The sequence below is a fragment of the Alteromonas confluentis genome (assembly GCF_001757105.1).
Taxonomy (GTDB): Bacteria; Pseudomonadota; Gammaproteobacteria; order Enterobacterales; family Alteromonadaceae; genus Alteromonas; species Alteromonas confluentis.
Genome location: NZ_MDHN01000008.1, coordinates 99,439 through 115,243, shown reverse-complemented (window position 1 = coordinate 115,243; position 15,805 = coordinate 99,439). Strand labels below are relative to the sequence as shown.

14 protein-coding genes are annotated in these 15,805 nt (G+C 48.0%); 7 read left to right on the top strand and 7 right to left on the bottom strand.

The genetic code is table 11. The features are described 5' to 3' along the window. Nucleotides 1–49: 49 nt before the first annotated feature. On the bottom strand, nt 50–2,041 hold the full coding sequence (locus tag BFC18_RS03660) for a cache domain-containing protein (RefSeq protein WP_070123838.1): 1,992 nt from the start codon (nt 2,039–2,041) through the stop codon (nt 50–52). A gap of 342 nt (nt 2,042–2,383) precedes the next feature. Here BFC18_RS03660 and BFC18_RS03655 point away from each other — a divergent pair, with 342 nt between their 5' ends. Continuing rightward, complete coding sequence (locus tag BFC18_RS03655) at nt 2,384–4,081, top strand: dipeptidyl-peptidase 3 family protein (RefSeq protein ID WP_070123837.1); 1,698 nt, start codon at nt 2,384–2,386, stop codon at nt 4,079–4,081. 80 nt (nt 4,082–4,161) lie between these two features. Here BFC18_RS03655 and BFC18_RS03650 read toward each other — a convergent pair whose 3' ends face one another. The 4 genes from BFC18_RS03650 to folB are packed head-to-tail and all read right to left on the bottom strand — an operon-like array spanning nt 4,162 to nt 6,205. Further along, the gene (locus tag BFC18_RS03650; protein ID WP_070123836.1) at nt 4,162–4,533 is read right to left on the bottom strand and encodes a histidine triad nucleotide-binding protein; all 372 of its coding nucleotides are present in this window, start codon (nt 4,531–4,533) and stop codon (nt 4,162–4,164) included. Nucleotides 4,534–4,551: 18 nt separating this feature from the next. Beyond that, nucleotides 4,552–5,352: an undecaprenyl-diphosphate phosphatase gene (locus BFC18_RS03645; RefSeq protein ID WP_070123835.1), complete on the bottom strand. Its 801-nt coding sequence runs from the start codon at nt 5,350–5,352 to the stop codon at nt 4,552–4,554. Continuing rightward, nucleotides 5,349–5,852 carry a 2-amino-4-hydroxy-6-hydroxymethyldihydropteridine diphosphokinase gene (folK, locus tag BFC18_RS03640; RefSeq protein ID WP_070123834.1) on the bottom strand — a complete coding sequence of 168 codons (504 nt, stop codon included), beginning with the start codon at nt 5,850–5,852 and terminating at the stop codon, nt 5,349–5,351. The genes BFC18_RS03645 and folK overlap by 4 nt, the downstream gene beginning before the upstream one ends. Continuing rightward, nucleotides 5,849–6,205, bottom strand: coding sequence for a dihydroneopterin aldolase (gene folB / locus BFC18_RS03635; RefSeq protein WP_070123833.1), 357 nt, complete (start codon nt 6,203–6,205; stop codon nt 5,849–5,851). Before folB ends, folK begins: the two co-directional genes overlap by 4 nt. A gap of 141 nt (nt 6,206–6,346) precedes the next feature. Between folB and plsY the strand changes: the two genes are divergently transcribed. Together plsY and BFC18_RS03625 are read left to right on the top strand one after the other, a co-directional pair. Then, on the top strand, nt 6,347–6,946 hold the full coding sequence (gene plsY, locus BFC18_RS03630) for a glycerol-3-phosphate 1-O-acyltransferase PlsY (RefSeq protein ID WP_070123832.1): 600 nt from the start codon (nt 6,347–6,349) through the stop codon (nt 6,944–6,946). 81 nt (nt 6,947–7,027) lie between these two features. After that, the gene (locus BFC18_RS03625; protein ID WP_070123831.1) at nt 7,028–8,182 is read left to right on the top strand and encodes an MFS transporter; all 1,155 of its coding nucleotides are present in this window, start codon (nt 7,028–7,030) and stop codon (nt 8,180–8,182) included. A gap of 52 nt (nt 8,183–8,234) precedes the next feature. Here the strand turns inward: BFC18_RS03625 and BFC18_RS03620 are convergent, their stop codons facing one another. Together BFC18_RS03620 and tsaD are read right to left on the bottom strand one after the other, a co-directional pair. Then, nucleotides 8,235–9,485: an alkaline phosphatase family protein gene (locus tag BFC18_RS03620; RefSeq protein WP_245680330.1), complete on the bottom strand. Its 1,251-nt coding sequence runs from the start codon at nt 9,483–9,485 to the stop codon at nt 8,235–8,237. 122 nt (nt 9,486–9,607) lie between these two features. Beyond that, nucleotides 9,608–10,621, bottom strand: a complete 1,014-nt coding sequence (tsaD, locus tag BFC18_RS03615; protein WP_070123830.1) for a tRNA (adenosine(37)-N6)-threonylcarbamoyltransferase complex transferase subunit TsaD — start codon at nt 10,619–10,621, stop codon at nt 9,608–9,610. A gap of 283 nt (nt 10,622–10,904) precedes the next feature. On the opposite strand from tsaD, the gene rpsU reads away from it, so the two are divergent. From rpsU to rpoD, 4 genes are all read left to right on the top strand, one after another. Next, entirely contained in the window at nt 10,905–11,120 is a 216-nt protein-coding gene (rpsU, locus tag BFC18_RS03610; RefSeq protein ID WP_070123829.1) for a 30S ribosomal protein S21, read from the top strand. 104 nt (nt 11,121–11,224) lie between these two features. After that, nucleotides 11,225–11,674, top strand: a complete 450-nt coding sequence (locus tag BFC18_RS03605) for a GatB/YqeY domain-containing protein (RefSeq protein WP_070123828.1) — start codon at nt 11,225–11,227, stop codon at nt 11,672–11,674. A 210-nt stretch (nt 11,675–11,884) separates the two neighbouring features. Beyond that, on the top strand, nt 11,885–13,660 hold the full coding sequence (gene dnaG, locus BFC18_RS03600; RefSeq protein WP_070123827.1) for a DNA primase: 1,776 nt from the start codon (nt 11,885–11,887) through the stop codon (nt 13,658–13,660). A gap of 290 nt (nt 13,661–13,950) precedes the next feature. Then, the gene (gene rpoD, locus BFC18_RS03595) at nt 13,951–15,792 is read left to right on the top strand and encodes an RNA polymerase sigma factor RpoD (protein ID WP_070123826.1); all 1,842 of its coding nucleotides are present in this window, start codon (nt 13,951–13,953) and stop codon (nt 15,790–15,792) included. Nucleotides 15,793–15,805: the final 13 nt, after the last annotated feature.

Sequence of the window (15,805 nt, the reverse complement as noted above, 5' to 3'; positions counted from 1 at the left end):
GAAGGGAGCCGATTGGCTCCCTTCTTTTTTTCTGCTTTATTGCAACGTACTAGTCGGCCACTCGCCCGTTTGGCTCACCGATAATTGCAATCACATCGTTCTCATAGCCATCAGAGGTTTTATATTCCCGGTATCCTTTTGAAACCGCAAAAGCCAGGAGAAAAGCTTCATCGCCCAAATGGTAAATACCAGCGCCTTTTGTACCATTCGCGCCATTCGTCACAGCAGCGGGCAACGTAATTTGCTCACCGGCCTTCCAACGCTCTGTGCCGCTTACGCTGATAACCTTGCCTCGACGGTCGATATACAAACCGAAGCGTTCACTGTCATTTGCCCAAAGCACGTCTGCCAGCATTTGTGAAAATTCCGGCTCGCTATCAAATACCAACCCAATGCCACCAACCGCAGCATCATTTTTGCGAATGACGGCATTGTATATGTAGGTAGGATTACTGTCGTAATAGTCGCTTGATTCAAAAGCTGATACACGAAAATGTTGTGCGTTCTGCATACGTATCGCCGATTCCCATACTGAACTTTTTTCTGCTTCCTGGCCTATTTGGTCAGATAAACTTTTATCTGATACGGCAACAATTTTTCCGCTACGGTCATACAGATAGATCCCCGTGTACACGGTGTACAAACTGTTGATGTATTCGAGGATGTCGCCCATTACCGAGATATCTGCAGCGGTAGCGGCGTTGTTACTCAGTGTATTCTGGAAATGTGAAGTAAGTGCCCACCAGCGACAATCGTTTGCCCGCTCGTACAAGTTTCTGTCCATGATGTCGATAGCCAGTGCGGCCTGGAAGGTCATGCCATTGAAATGGGTGGTGAGTGCCGTTTTCATCAGTTGACTCACCGAGTCGGTAAAAATGGACTGCATCTGGCGGCCAATTTTGCGAATTTCTTCCAGAATGGGAATAAACTCGTCCGCGTCGCGGCGGGCAGCGGCAATGCGCCCATTTAACACCACCAAATCCAAATCTTCGGTAACAATCTTTGCCCGGTATTGGATATTGCTCAATACAGAAGAAAAGCCTTGCCACTGATTGACGTCGTCAATGGCATCATAACTTGATGTTGGCTGCGAGCCCATGTGAGTCAGAGGTAATAACACACAGCCGTGCCATCCAAGCCCTTGATAATTTTGATAACCCCGGGTTTTTGCGACAGTGACAATATATTCTTTTCTGTCAATGGTGAGGATCTGATTTTCCTTTGCCACATTTACCGTTTTCCCTCGCGGTAAAACAGTATCGTCGCTACAAACCAGGGTATTTCCTTTCTCATCGAGCAGAGCCAAGATGTTCCCGGAGTCATCATCAAGATCATTAAACAAACTGCGCATCTCGCCTTCCAGCCGAAAGCTCATGCACAAAATACCAATGATCTCTTGTGTTTCAGGATCTCTTACCGGCGCAAGAAATAACGATGAAATCGGATGCGCAGGCCGTAGGGGTGAATAACGGCAAATCTCCAGGTATTCATGATAGCCAGTTAAGATTTCCGATAACACAGGGTCAGTTTCCGCGATGGGCTCGCCCTGCGCCATTTGCGCACGCAGCTCACCTTGGCAGTCAAACAACATAATATCGTCGTAAACCGTATACTTTGCTGCGTATTGCTCTAATCGCACAGCAATATTTTCGCTGTTTTCCGAGCCTGATTGCGCATCATGCAGAAACTTAATGATATCCGTATCGGTAGCGAGAAACCCCACATCAGCGGTTCGCTCAAATAAATTACGAATTGGAATATCAATGAGGGTCTGTGCAATGGTCTGATTTTTAACGCCACATTGTTGCGTATTTTCAGCCAACAGGTTTTCGATTAAATCATCCTGCAGAACAGCGAATTCAGACTTGGTCTCTAGCATGTTGCCAAGCAAACTCTGGGGTACATTAAGTGAGTTTATTTTTCCGACTAACGCCACCTTATCCCACCAAGTATTCAGACTGAATAAATTGTTTCGATAGTGTGAGACGGTCGTAAATAGTTCCAGAAACTGCTCTTTGTTATTTTTTAGTAGCGCTTCCACTTCATTACCTTATACTTTAGTATAACTTATTGTTTTGAATAACAGTTTTCTTATTACACTATCAGAACTTTAAACACTTTATTGTATATTTTTTGTTACTTTTCTGGCTTTTTTTTATTCAGCTCGGCTTTTACGGCTTAGCCCATTCTTTTACCCTGAAATTGATATTCTGATTTTTAGCAACAAACGAATGTTGTTGATTGGGAAGCAAAATAGGTATCGAAGAAAACGCTGTCAGGCTGAGTCATCGCTCGGGTTGTCGCGGATACCGTTGCACATGCGCCTTTAATTGTGTATCAATCGTTATAACGACATGAATACCTAAAAATGGAATGTATAACGATGAAAATAAGCGCTACTCGCACCCGGCTCGCCATGGCCGTTGCCGCATCCATCCTAACCCTTTCAGCCTGTTCTAAAGCCCCTGAAACCAGCCATTCAACACCAGCAGCAAAACAAGAAGTCGCAGACACGCAAGCGTCGCCGCTACTGGTAGACCGTGCGCGTTTGGGGATTTATCAGCCCGTAGCATTAACCAGCGATTTGTCTTCGCTTTCTGACAACCAGAAAACCATGCTGGGCTTACTGATCGACGCATCAAAAATCATGGACGACCTCTTCTGGAAGCAAGCCTTTTCCGGTGAAAAATCGGCATTTCTTGAAAAATACAGCGATGCAGACATCGCGAAGTTTGCTGACATCAATTATGGTCCCTGGGATCGCTTAAATGGCGATGCGGCGTTTTTAAAAGGGTATGACAGCAAGCCCGAAGGCGCGGAATTCTACCCTCACGATATGACCAAAGAAGAGTTTCAGCAGCAAGATTTTGCAGACAAAGACGGCTTATATTCACTGGTAAAGCGCAATGAAGACGGCAGCCTGTATACCGTGCCCTATTCAGAAGCCTATAAAGCTGAATTAACGCAAGCGTCTGCACTGTTACGTCAGGCGGCCGAACTGGCAGATAACGAAGAGTTTGCCAACTACCTGACATTACGGGCCGATGCGCTGTTAAGTAACGATTATTATGCGTCGGATATGGCCTGGATGGACATGAAAACGAATCCGGTTGAGCTGGTTATCGGCCCCATTGAGTCCTATGAAGATCAGTTATTCGGTTACCGCGCCGCGTTTGAATCGTATGTACTGCTTAAAGATATGGCCTGGAGTGAGCGCCTCGCCAAGTTCGCCCAGTTCCTCCCTGAATTACAAAAAGGCTTGCCGGTTCCTGCCGAATATAAAGCCGAAATGCCTGGCTCTGATGCCGACCTTAACGCTTACGATGTGATTTACTACGCGGGTCATTCCAATGCAGGCAGTAAAACTATTGCCATCAACCTGCCTAACGATGAACGCGTACAACTGGCCAAAGGTACCCGACGCCTGCAGTTGAAAAACGCCATGCGCGCCAAATTTGATCAGATCCTTCTGCCCATTGCCGATGAGCTCATAAGCCCAGAACAACGCGACCACATTACATTTGACGCCTTCTTTGCCAATACGATGTTCCATGAAGTGGCTCACGGTCTTGGTATTAAGAATACATTGGATGGTAGCAGTACTGTTCGTGCTGCTTTAAAAGAACACGCCTCGGCGCTAGAAGAGGGCAAGGCCGACATTCTTGGGCTGTATATGGTGCAGAGTCTGCTGGAGAAAGGTGAAATTACTGAAGGTGTACTGGAAGATTATTATGTTACCTTCATGGCTGGCATATTCCGCTCTGTGCGCTTTGGAGCGTCTAGCGCTCATGGTAAAGCTAACATGATTCGCTTTAATTTCTTCGAGGAGCAAGGTGCTTTCGAGAAAGGCGAAGACGGTTTCTATAAAGTGAATATGGAAAAAATGGGTAACGCAGTAGAAGCCTTATCCCGCCTTATCTTAATTTATCAAGGTGACGGCGATTACGAAGGCGTTGCTAAACTGGTAGAAGAAAAGGGTATCATCAAGCCTGCTCTGGCCTCTGACCTTGCTCGCCTGGAAGCAGCCAACATTCCCGTCGATATTACCTTCAAACAAGGTAAAGCGGTGCTGGGACTGTAATTAAACGAAAGGCAGGTAGCGCCGCTACCTGCCTTTTTTAGCTAATTTATTGATAATTAACCACGCTGAACAATAAGCGCTTATTCCAGGCCTTGTTTCACTTTATCCGTGTAAGGTGGCCAACCTAGCGGCTTGCCAGCCAGTACGTGCAGGTGGATGTGATACACCGTTTGTCCACCAAACTCATTACAGTTCATTACCGTGCGAAAGCCTTGTTCTGCAAAGTCTTGCTCAGCGGCGACTTTGGCGGCAACGTAACTTAGGTGCCCAACAATTTCGCGATCTTCTTCAGTAATGTCGTTAATGGTTGCAATCGGCTTTTTCGGAATAACCAAAAAATGTACCGGCGCTTGCGGATTAATATCTTTGAATGCCAGCGCGATGTCATCTTCGTAGATAATATCGGCGGGAATTTCCCGGTTAATAATTTTGGTAAAGATAGTCTCTGACATCAGTTCCCCTTAGGTAAATTAACCAAATACAAACCACAGTAATACCGCACCTAACACCATGCGATAAATCACAAACGGCAACATACCAATGCGGGATATCCAGCTTAGGAACAGGAAGATACACAGATACGCGCTAATGAACGAGAATGCAGCACCGTAAAGTAGCGCACTCCAATCTACAGGTGTGGTTGCCTGCACCAAATCAAAGGTCTTTAATGTGCCCGCGCCCAAAATCACCGGGATCGACAGCAAAAACGAAAAACGCGCACAGCTTTCGCGATTCAACCCTAGCATCAGGCCTGCGGTCATGGTGATACCTGAACGAGAAGTGCCCGGAATAAGCGCCATAACCTGTGCCAAACCAATGATAATAGCTTGCTTCATGGTAATGTTTTCAAGCTCCATGGTGTGCTGCGCTTTCGCATCGGCATACCACAGTGCCAAACCGAATATGATGGTAGTAGCAGCGATGACCAGCGCGGTTCTCGCATTCATTTCAATCCAGTCATCTAACAGCAAGCCCACGATTACAGCCGGGATGGTCGCCAAAATGACATACCAGGCCAGTTTACTGTCGGTATTCTGATTTTTAGTAAAACCGCGGGTAACCCAGGCGATGGTCATTTGAGTTATTTCATGACGAAAATACAACATGACGGCAAGCAGACTGCCAACATGCACAGCAACATCAAAGGCCAGACCTTGACTGTCCCAGCCAAAAAGTTCTGCTGGTAGCAATAAATGTCCGGAACTGCTGATAGGTAAAAATTCGGTAATTCCCTGGATCAGGGCAAGAATGATAATTTCGAAAAGCGTCATCCCTTAGAATCACTCCATGTAAAATCGATTGGCCATAGCCGTTGGGAAGTTTGATCGTATTCCTGCCACAACTGCCGGTAGGTTTTTCCTGCTTCGGGATGCACATGATCAGGGAGAAGTTCAGCAAGGGGTTGCAGCACAAATGCATTTTGCAGAATTTCTGCCCTGGGCAGTCTAACAGGGTGAGTTGTCACTACGTTGTCGTAGGTTAATAGATCTAAATCGAGAGTGCGAGCACAAAACTTTTTTTCACTGTGAGTACGGCCGTTTTCCCGCTCAATCGCTTTTAGCGTAGCAACCACCTCTTCCAAAGGTTTGTCGGTAGCCGCTGCTATTACGCAATTATAGAAAGGCGAGCCATTGAAGCCCACGGCCTCACTTTCAAACATCCGCGATAAACTAATGTCAGAGAAATGGGCTTTTAAGTGCACCAGGCCACTTCGGGCATAATGGGTACGCTGAATATTGGTACCCAAACTGATAGTAATATGGTGGCTCATTCGCCTCGCGCCTGATTAAATACCACCGTAACGGTATCGGCATCTGGCAAGATCCCTGGTTTTGTGATTCCAAGTCGAATATGCGAGACCGGAAACCCCATAAACACGTGTTTCATTACATGGGCGCCTAACGCTTCAAGTAACTCGAAGGTCTGGTCAGCGGCGGCCTGCTGAATGGACTGAGCAAGCATGGCATAGTCAATGGTATCGCTCACATTGTCACTGGCCATGGCTGCCGTGAGATCAGCATCAACGGTAATATCAAAAATAAGGGTAGTTTTCTGAGTACGTTCCCAGTCATACACACCGATAAGGGTGTCGACCTTAAGACCAGAAAGAATAATCTGTTGCATAAAACGACGCGCTCGTATTGAAGCGTTTGAGTAATGGCCGCCACTTTACCACAACTGGCCTGAGGTTCACTAAACTCACTGGCAATTTACCTGCGATTCCTGTTAGTCTGCACGCAGGGAAACAAGGAGATCAACGCAGTAATGACAGGTTTGACGATATTGATGATCGGCGTGGCATACCTGATAGGGTCATTGTCCAGTGCTGTTGTTATTTGTCGCCTCTATGGACTTCCCGACCCTCGTACTGCCGGCTCCAATAATCCCGGCGCAACCAACGTTTTTCGTCTTGGCGGTCGCACGCCGGCAGCACTGGTGCTGTTTATGGACATATTTAAAGGCACGGTTCCGGTTTATTGTAGCTACTGGATGGGTATAGACCCCATCGCGCTAGGTTTTATTGGTGTGTCAGCTTGCCTTGGCCATATATTTCCACTTTATTTTGGTTTTAAGGGCGGCAAAGCCGTCGCCACGGCGTTTGGCGTGTTACTTCCTTTGGGCCTGGAACTGGCCGGACTGCTTATCGCCACCTGGCTTGCCATCGTGCTTATTTTTGGCTATTCCTCTTTGGCTGCCATTGTTGCCGTAAGTTTAGCACCGGTGTTTACCTGGTTTATCAAGCCCATGTATACCGTTCCTGTGGTTATGCTGTCGGTTCTCATCATTATTCGTCACAAAGACAATATCTTGCGTTTGCTCAAGGGCGAAGAGAGCAAGGTATGGGATAAAGTCCGTTTAAAATAATAGTGCCGGCTGTCACAATGTCATCACTCCTGAAATCCTGTTCATCCCGGCTTCATCGTTAATTTTTCTCCGGAAGGAATTATGCCCGTTCAAGCGCAGCATCGTCTGCAGATTATTATCTTCGCGCTGGTTTGCGCCGCGTTCACCAATATCTATATTACTCAGCCTGTTCTACCGGTTTTACAACAAGACTTCGATACCGATTTAGTGCGGGTTTCACTCACCGTGTCAGCCGTGGTATTGGGTATTGCGTTAGCTAATCTGCCCTTCGGGCTGATTTCAGATCGCTTTCCTATAAAACCCATTATCGCAATCGGCGGCACGGCGATTATTGTTTGTGGGCTTATTTGCGCTGCCACCGACAGTTTGAGTTTATTGATTTCAGCGCGTTTTGTTCAGGGCATTTTCATTCCTGCACTGACAACCTGCATTGTGGCCTACCTGTCAAAAACACTTCCGCCAGCGAGCCTGAATGTGGTGATGGGTTCGTATGTGTCAGCAACCGTAGCCGGAGGACTGGGTGGACGATTACTGGGCGGTTGGGCATTTTCCCCAGAACACTGGCGATATGCCTTTGTCGCCACCAGTCTGCTTACGGCAATAGCCATTTTCGCTGCACTGAAAGGGTTACCGGCGCATCAGCAAAATAAGCAGCAGACCACCAAGCCAGCAACCAGTTACCTTCGACTTGTTGCTCAATGGAAACTACTGCGCCTTTATCTTTGTGCACTGTGCGGATTCGGCATTTTTTCTTCGGTGTTTAACTTTCTGCCCTTTCACTTGGCCGAACCCATGTTTGGCTTTTCAACACAAGACACTACTTTGCTTTATCTGGTGTACCTTGTGGGGGTGATGATTGGACCGGTAACGGGCAAACTCAGTAATCGGTTCGGTAGCGGCAACACCTTGCTGGTCGGCTCGGCGGTATTACTCAGCGCATTACTGATGTTGCTGTTGCCGTTTACGCTGGCAATTTTGGTGGGGTTACTGCTTTTCTGTGCTGGCTTCTTCACTATTCATGCAGCGGCAGTGGGTGCGCTGAATCGTAAACTGGACGCAGGACACGGCCGTGCAAATGCGCTGTATACCTTGTTTTACTACGTTGGCGGATGGGTGGGCATTACGCTATCGAGTTTTATTTATCAGCATTTCGGCTGGACAGCACTCATTACTTGCCTGATCACGTTGCTGATAATGCCTGTGTGGACCGGCATCGCCGAGCGCAAACACCGGTAAAACCGAGGATGAAACCGGTAAACGCCGAGCACGAGTACCGGTAGGCAACACCTTATTTAATCAGCCCTTGCTCAAAGGTTTTGCTGCCGCTATCGGTTTGAGGGACGTATTCGAGTTTCATCACCTTCGCCAGCCCGGGGAAAACCTCAAGATTTTTCATTGGAGGAAGGGTCATACCTTTCTTAAATGCAGGCCCTGCGGCAATAAATGTGGCACCCATATCGTCCAGGGTGTTATCAAAGCCGTGTGCGCCATGACCATCGTGAGCCTTCGCACCCACAAAGTAAGCCGGCGGTAACAGTTCAAGCATGATATCGCCGGTTCGGCTAGTTACCGGCATAGAAACTTCATCACGACGACTGTCACTCATCACTGTATAGCGGCCATCTGCTTTGTTCGCTAACTGAGATTTCAGTGCATCAATCTGCTTCTTCGTGGTGTCTGGCTTCCCGTAAATCAGCGTTTGCGCGCCGCGAATTTCCACGACGAAGTCATCAGGAATGCCCAGTTTTGTGACATCAATTTTGGCATCATCGTTTATTTCAGCCATTCCGTGGTCAGACACTATCACCAGATTAACCGGTACAGAGAGTTTCTGCAGGCGATCATAAAGCTGACCTATCAGACCATCCATACGCTGAACAGCTTCATAAGTCTCTCGCGCATTTGGCCCGTATTTATGACCAATAGTATCGGTCAGCGAAAAATAGCCAGCGATAAAGTGAGGGCGGGATACTTCAGGCAGTGATAGCCATTCTACAATCTGGTTCACACGGTTCTGATAGTCTGCATATTTAGAATAGTGGAAGTGATAGGACGGCAGGTTTCCGTTGATACGCGCATCCGATTCCGGCCAGAAATAAGTCGCGGCTTTGATGCCGTTAAACTCCACCAGATTCCAAAACGGCATACCTGAGAGCCAGGTTGAATCGCCATAACCTTTACCCATGGAATAGCGGGCGTAACTGTCGCCCGCCGGACGGGATTTGTCGTAAAACGCATTGTTCACAATGCCGTGATTGACAGGCAGTAAACCGGTGATTAAAGAAATGTGGTTGGGGAAGGTATTCGACGGATAGGCCGGAATCATTTTTTCCGCACGAACGCCGCTTTTCGCGATTTCGCCGATGCGCTTCGCCTGATGCTTTTCCACATAGTCATGTCGAAAGCCATCCAGTGATATCATCACCACATAGGGCGTTTGATTCGGGCCTGCTTCTTCTGCCTGCACGGCACCTGTGATGAACATGACACACAGTGCCGCCCACAATCCCTTGGTTTTCAGACCTCTAAATTTCAACATAACTTTATACTGTCTTTTTTATTATAGAAAAAAGACAGTATAAAGTTTGCAGGTTACAGCGTCATTTCATTTGCCGCACAATGGGGAAACTGGTCGAAAGCCGTTCCCAAATGCCTGGGTCGTTAAACCGGCATCAATGAATCCAGCGGCCAGCGTGGTTTGGCAGCGGCAGACAGGTCGCAAGTTTGACCGGCTTTCAGGCGCTGCATGCCGGCGTAGGCAATCATGGCGCCGTTGTCAGTACAGAAGCCAAGACTAGGATAGAACACTTCACCGCGCAGTGATGTCATTAATGTTTGCATCGATTCGCGCAGATAGGTGTTGGCGCTTACGCCACCGGCGATGACCAGGCGCTTACGACCAGTTTGCTTGAGCGCGCGCTTACATTTAATGATCAGGGTATCCACCACCGCTTCCTGGAAGGCAAAAGCAATGTTGGCTTTGGTTTGTTCAGAGTCGTCGGCGTCACGAATGGTATAAGCCGCAAAGGTTTTCAGACCACTGAAGCTGAAATCAAGGCCGGGTCGATCGGTCATTGGGCGGGGAAACTGATAATGACCACCCTCGCCCTTTTCTGCCAGTTTCGCCAGCAGCGGACCACCAGGATAATCCAGCCCGAGCAGTTTGGCGGTTTTATCAAACGCTTCACCGGCGGCATCATCGATAGACTCGCCCAGCACTTCATATTCACCAATGCCTTTTACGTCTACTAACATGGAATGACCGCCAGAGACTAACAACGCTACAAACGGAAATTCCGGCGCATGGGCTTCCAACATGGGCGCGAGCAAATGACCTTCCATGTGGTGCACGCCAACAGCGGGAATATCCCAGGCATAAGACAATGCACGGCCAACGGAGGAGCCCACCAGCAGTGCGCCCACTAAACCCGGCCCTTGCGTGAAAGCGATACCATCGAGATCGCTGCCTTCGGTGTTAGCATCTTTCAGTGCTTTCTGGATCAGGGGAATGATCTTGCGAACATGATCCCGGGAAGCCAGTTCAGGCACCACACCGCCGTAATCCGCGTGCAGCTTTACCTGGCTATACAATTCATGGGACAATAATCCTTGTTCATCGTCATAAACAGCAATGCCGGTTTCGTCACAGGATGTCTCGATACCCAGAATGCGCATAGTTTTCCTCGTATTTCGTTGCAGATGAAGTTGCTTAGCCGTCGTATAAAAGACGATTCTGTTAAGCAGGGCGGCAAGTTTACCCCTAATAAGCCGTTGAGAAAACGCCCAAACGCAGGATCGCGAGCACTTTTGAACGATCACTGGTCAATTTTTTAACAATACCGGCTTTACATCTCCCTCAGAAAAGAATAGAATTTCGCACCATTTTTAACCCGGGTGTCGATTTAGCGCACACTTTACCACGCCCGGCTACATACTAAATTTTTGAGGTGAGAATTTAATGCCTATCGTTAAAGTTAGAGAAAACGAGCCGTTTGATGTCGCTCTTCGTCGTTTTAAGCGCTCTTGTGAAAAAGCAGGTGTATTGTCTGAAGTTCGTCGTCGTGAGTTCTTCGAAAAGCCTACTTGGGAACGTAAGCGTAAGAAAGCGGCTGCTAAAAAGCGCCACATGAAAAAGCTGGCTCGCGAAAACGCACGTCGCGTAAAACTCTACTAAGATAGTGTTGGCTTTGACAAAGGTGCCTTATGGCACCTTTGCTGTCTTAAGGCCCACTGAAAAAGTAACGCCCCTTCCCAAGCCCATCAGACAGAGAATAAATAATGGCTTTAATTGATGACTTAAAGAACGCGCAAAAAGACGCAATGCGCGCCAAGGAAAAGCTCAAGCTTGGTACTATTCGTATGGCACTTGCCGCTATCAAGCAAAAAGAGATCGATGAGCAAATCACTGTAGACGACGATCCAACTATCCTGGCAATTCTGACCAAGATGGTTAAACAACGTCTGGATGCAGCTGCACAGTACGATCAGGCTAACCGCGACGATCTGGCCAGCACCGAACGTGCTGAAATCGTTGTTCTTGAGTCATTCTTGCCACAGCCTCTGACTGACGATGAAGTGGCTGCACTTATTGAAGAAGCCATGACTGAAACCGGCGCAACCGGTATGCAGGACATGGGTAAAGTGATGGGTGTACTGAAACCTAAGGTTCAGGGCCGTACTAATATGGGCGCACTGAGCGGAAAAATCAAAGCGCGTCTGAACGCGTAATTTCCCTGCAGTGCGTTCTGAGCAGCGGCTGAAACAGCATGTTTCAGCCGCTGTTTTATTTGTGGCACGAAAACATTATTTGGTTGCACCGCGCACATCCCCTGATTAAAGTATCTGGCATTCTGCTGATACAGGATTTTGCAAACATCCCTGGTTTGCTGCTTATATTTTTCACGCTCTTTGATTTAAAACAGTAGGTTACCGTTTCTGATGTCCGGAAGAATTCCACGCGATTTTATTGATGATCTGTTGGCCCGTAGCGATGTGGTCGACATTGTAGACAGTCGTGTGAAGCTGAAAAAAGCCGGCAGAAATTATCAAGCCTGTTGCCCCTTTCACAACGAAAAAACCCCGTCCTTTACGGTAAGCCAGGATAAGCAGTTTTATCACTGTTTTGGTTGTGGTGCCCATGGCAACGCAATTTCCTTCATCATGGAATTTGACCGCCTTGAGTTTGTTGAAGCCATTGAAGAACTCGCCAGAATTCATGGCCTCGAAGTGCCCCGGGAGCAAAGCAGCCGCCCGGTCATGAGCGAAGAAAAGCGTCAGCAACAGCAAGACGACTACGCCTTGATGGAAAGCGTGGCCCGCTATTTTCAGCAACAGCTTCGCCAACACGCGAACAGCCAGAAAGCCATTGATTATCTTAAAGGCCGCGGACTGTCCGGTGATATAGTCAAACACTGGGAAATTGGTTATGCACCGTCGGAGTGGGATGGTGTATTAAAAACCTTCGGCAAAGAACACGAGCGTGTTAAGCAATTAATCGATTTGAAGCTGGTAAACCAGAATGATCGCGGCAAAACCTATGATTTCTTCCGTGATCGGATCATGTTTCCGATCCGGGATCGCCGTGGACGTGTCATTGGCTTTGGCGGCCGGGTGCTGGAAGGCGATGGCCCGAAATACCTTAACTCGCCGGAAACCCGCATTTTCCACAAAGGGCATGAACTGTTTGGCTTTTATCAGGCCAAGCAAAGCCAGCGGCACCTGGATAAGGTCATCATTGTAGAAGGCTATATGGATGTGGTGGCCTTAAGCCAATTCGATATCAATATTGCCACTGCCGCATTGGGTACCGCTACCACACCCGAACATCTGAGCATGTTGATGCGCGCGACATCCCATATTGTGTGCTGTTATGACGGTGACCGCGCCGGTCGCGACGCAGCCTGGCGCGCACTGGAAAATGCCCTGCCTGCATTAAAAGACGGCGTAAAACTGACCTTTCTGTTTCTGCCCGACGGTGAAGATCCGGATACTATGGTGCGCAAGGTGGGTAAAGACGCCTTCATGAATTTGCTTGATGATGCCCTGCCCTTATCCCGATTCTTCTTTGAATCACTACTAAAAGAACATGAAGTAGGCACACCTGAAGGTAAGGTGGCATTGAAAGCAGCAGCTCAGCCGCTGATTGATCAGGTTCTGGGTGATAGTCAGAAAGCCATGCTGCAGGAAGAGTTAGCAAAACACGTGGGTGAGTACGACCGTTTTCGTCTGCAACAAGATATGCAACAGGCGAATCAGGCTTCAGCCAAACCTAAACATTCCAGCTACACCCAGCAAAAAACCCAGATTTCGCCGGTGCGGACCATGGTTCGATTATTACTGGATAACCCTGCCCTGGCGGCTGGACATCCCGAATGCGCGCCAGTAGTTTTAGCTCACAGTGGTGTGCCCGGCATTAACGTACTTGTGGATATACACCAGTTCTGTGTAAATAATCCACAGTCAACTACCGCCCAGGTCCTTGAAAACTTCCGCGACCATCCCCATTCTCCTGTCATCGCGAAGTTACTGTTGCAGGAACACCTGATAAAGGATGACGATGCAGAGACAGTATATTGCGACAGTTTTGCAAAGTTGCTCGATTGGCATTTCGATAGCAGGATTGAAACATTGATCTCCCGATCGCGTATGCAACCCTTGTCACAGGAAGAGAAGACTGAACTGACCTTACTGATGAAAGAGCGTCAAAAGCTATAAATGCTTTCGTTCTGGCGAAAAATCGCGCTGAACGTCTGGTCAAATTTAACGTTTTCCTGTTATACTGGCTAATTCGCCACAAACAGAATTGAATCAAACATCGGGCTGCCCCTGATGCGACAATCAAAGTATTAGCTTTTGATTACTATGCATAAAACAGGCCTAAATTACAATAGCCGATGTTCTGACAGGTGCGGTAACAAACGACAGCAAGCATGGACAAGACGGAAAATTCCGGTGCTTGGACGTGCTTTTTTGCTTATTAATTAAATGTGAGAAGTGTAGGTTATATGGCTCAAAGCAAGCAGTCTCAGATTAAACTCCTTATTGCAAAAGGTAAAGAACAAGGTTACTTAACTTTTGCAGAGGTTAACGACCACCTGCCACAAGATATCGTCGATTCCGATCAAATCGAAGACATCATCAGCATGATTAACGATATGGGGATCCAGGTTTCAGAATCTGCCCCAGACTCAGACGAACTGCTGATGCAAGAAACCACTGCCGATGAAGACGCTGCCGAAGCTGCTGCGCAGGCACTGGCTACCGTTGAGAGTGAAATCGGCCGCACCACTGACCCGGTTCGCATGTACATGCGTGAGATGGGTACCGTAGAACTGCTTACCCGTGAAGGCGAAATTGAAATCGCTAAGCGTATTGAAGACGGTATCAACCAGGTTCAGTGTTCTGTTGCTGAGTACCCTGAAGCAATTACTTACTTGCTGGAACAGTGGGACTTGTACGAAGCAGAAGAAATTCGCCTAGGCGATATTATCTCTGGTTTCGTTGACCCTAACGATGATCAGGATCTCGCGCCAACGGCTACGCACATCGGTTCTGAGCTTCCAGCTGAAGAGTTGGACGACGAAGACGATGATGACAGCGACGACGATGACGACGACAGTGATGACGATGACAGCGGTGTTGATCCGGAATTAGCGCGCGAGAAATTCGCCCTGCTCCGTGAGCAATATCTGAAAACCCGCGAAGTGATTGAAACTAACGGTCGTTCTGATAAAAAATCACGTGAACAAATTAATGTTCTGAGTGAGATTTTCAAAGAATTCCGTCTGGTGCCGAAGCAGTTCGATCGCATGGTTAAAAACATGCGCGACATGATGGACAAAGTGCGCATTCAAGAACGTCTTGTCATGAAGTACTGCGTTGTGAACGCGAAGATGCCGAAGAAAGACTTCATCAAGGCATTTGCTGGCAACGAAACCACCACCGACTGGTTAAAGGCGACACTGGCTTCAGGTGCGGCGTATACCGGTCTGCTGGAAAATCATAAAGAAGACATCGAGCGTTCAATCTCTAAGATGAACAGCGTAGAGCAGGAAACTGGTCTGGTTATCGCTGACATTAAAGACATTAACCGTCGTATGTCTATTGGTGAGGCGAAAGCCCGTCGTGCGAAGAAAGAAATGGTTGAGGCGAACTTACGTCTGGTTATTTCAATCGCGAAAAAATACACCAACCGTGGTCTTCAATTCCTGGATCTGATTCAGGAAGGTAACATCGGTCTGATGAAAGCGGTAGATAAGTTCGAATACCGTCGTGGTTATAAGTTCTCAACTTACGCGACATGGTGGATTCGTCAGGCAATCACCCGTTCAATCGCTGACCAGGCGCGGACTATCCGTATTCCGGTTCACATGATTGAAACCATTAACAAACTGAACCGTATCTCTCGTCAGATGCTTCAGGAAATGGGTCGCGAGCCTACACCGGAAGAATTGTCAGAACGTATGGCAATGCCGGAAGATAAAATCCGTAAAGTGCTTAAGATTGCGAAAGAGCCTATCTCCATGGAAACCCCAATCGGTGATGATGAAGATTCGCATCTGGGTGACTTTATCGAGGACAGCACCATTATTCAGCCCCTCGATTCAGCTACCGGCGGCAGCCTGAAAGACGCAACCCAGGAAGTCCTGGCCGGTCTGACAGCCCGTGAAGCAAAAGTACTGCGTATGCGTTTCGGTATCGATATGAACACCGACCACACGTTGGAAGAAGTAGGTAAACAGTTCGACGTTACCCGTGAGCGTATCCGTCAGATTGAAGCGAAGGCGTTACGCAAACTGCGTCACCCAAGCCGCTCTGAGCAGTTACGCAGCTTCCTCGACGAGTAATCGTTCAGGTACA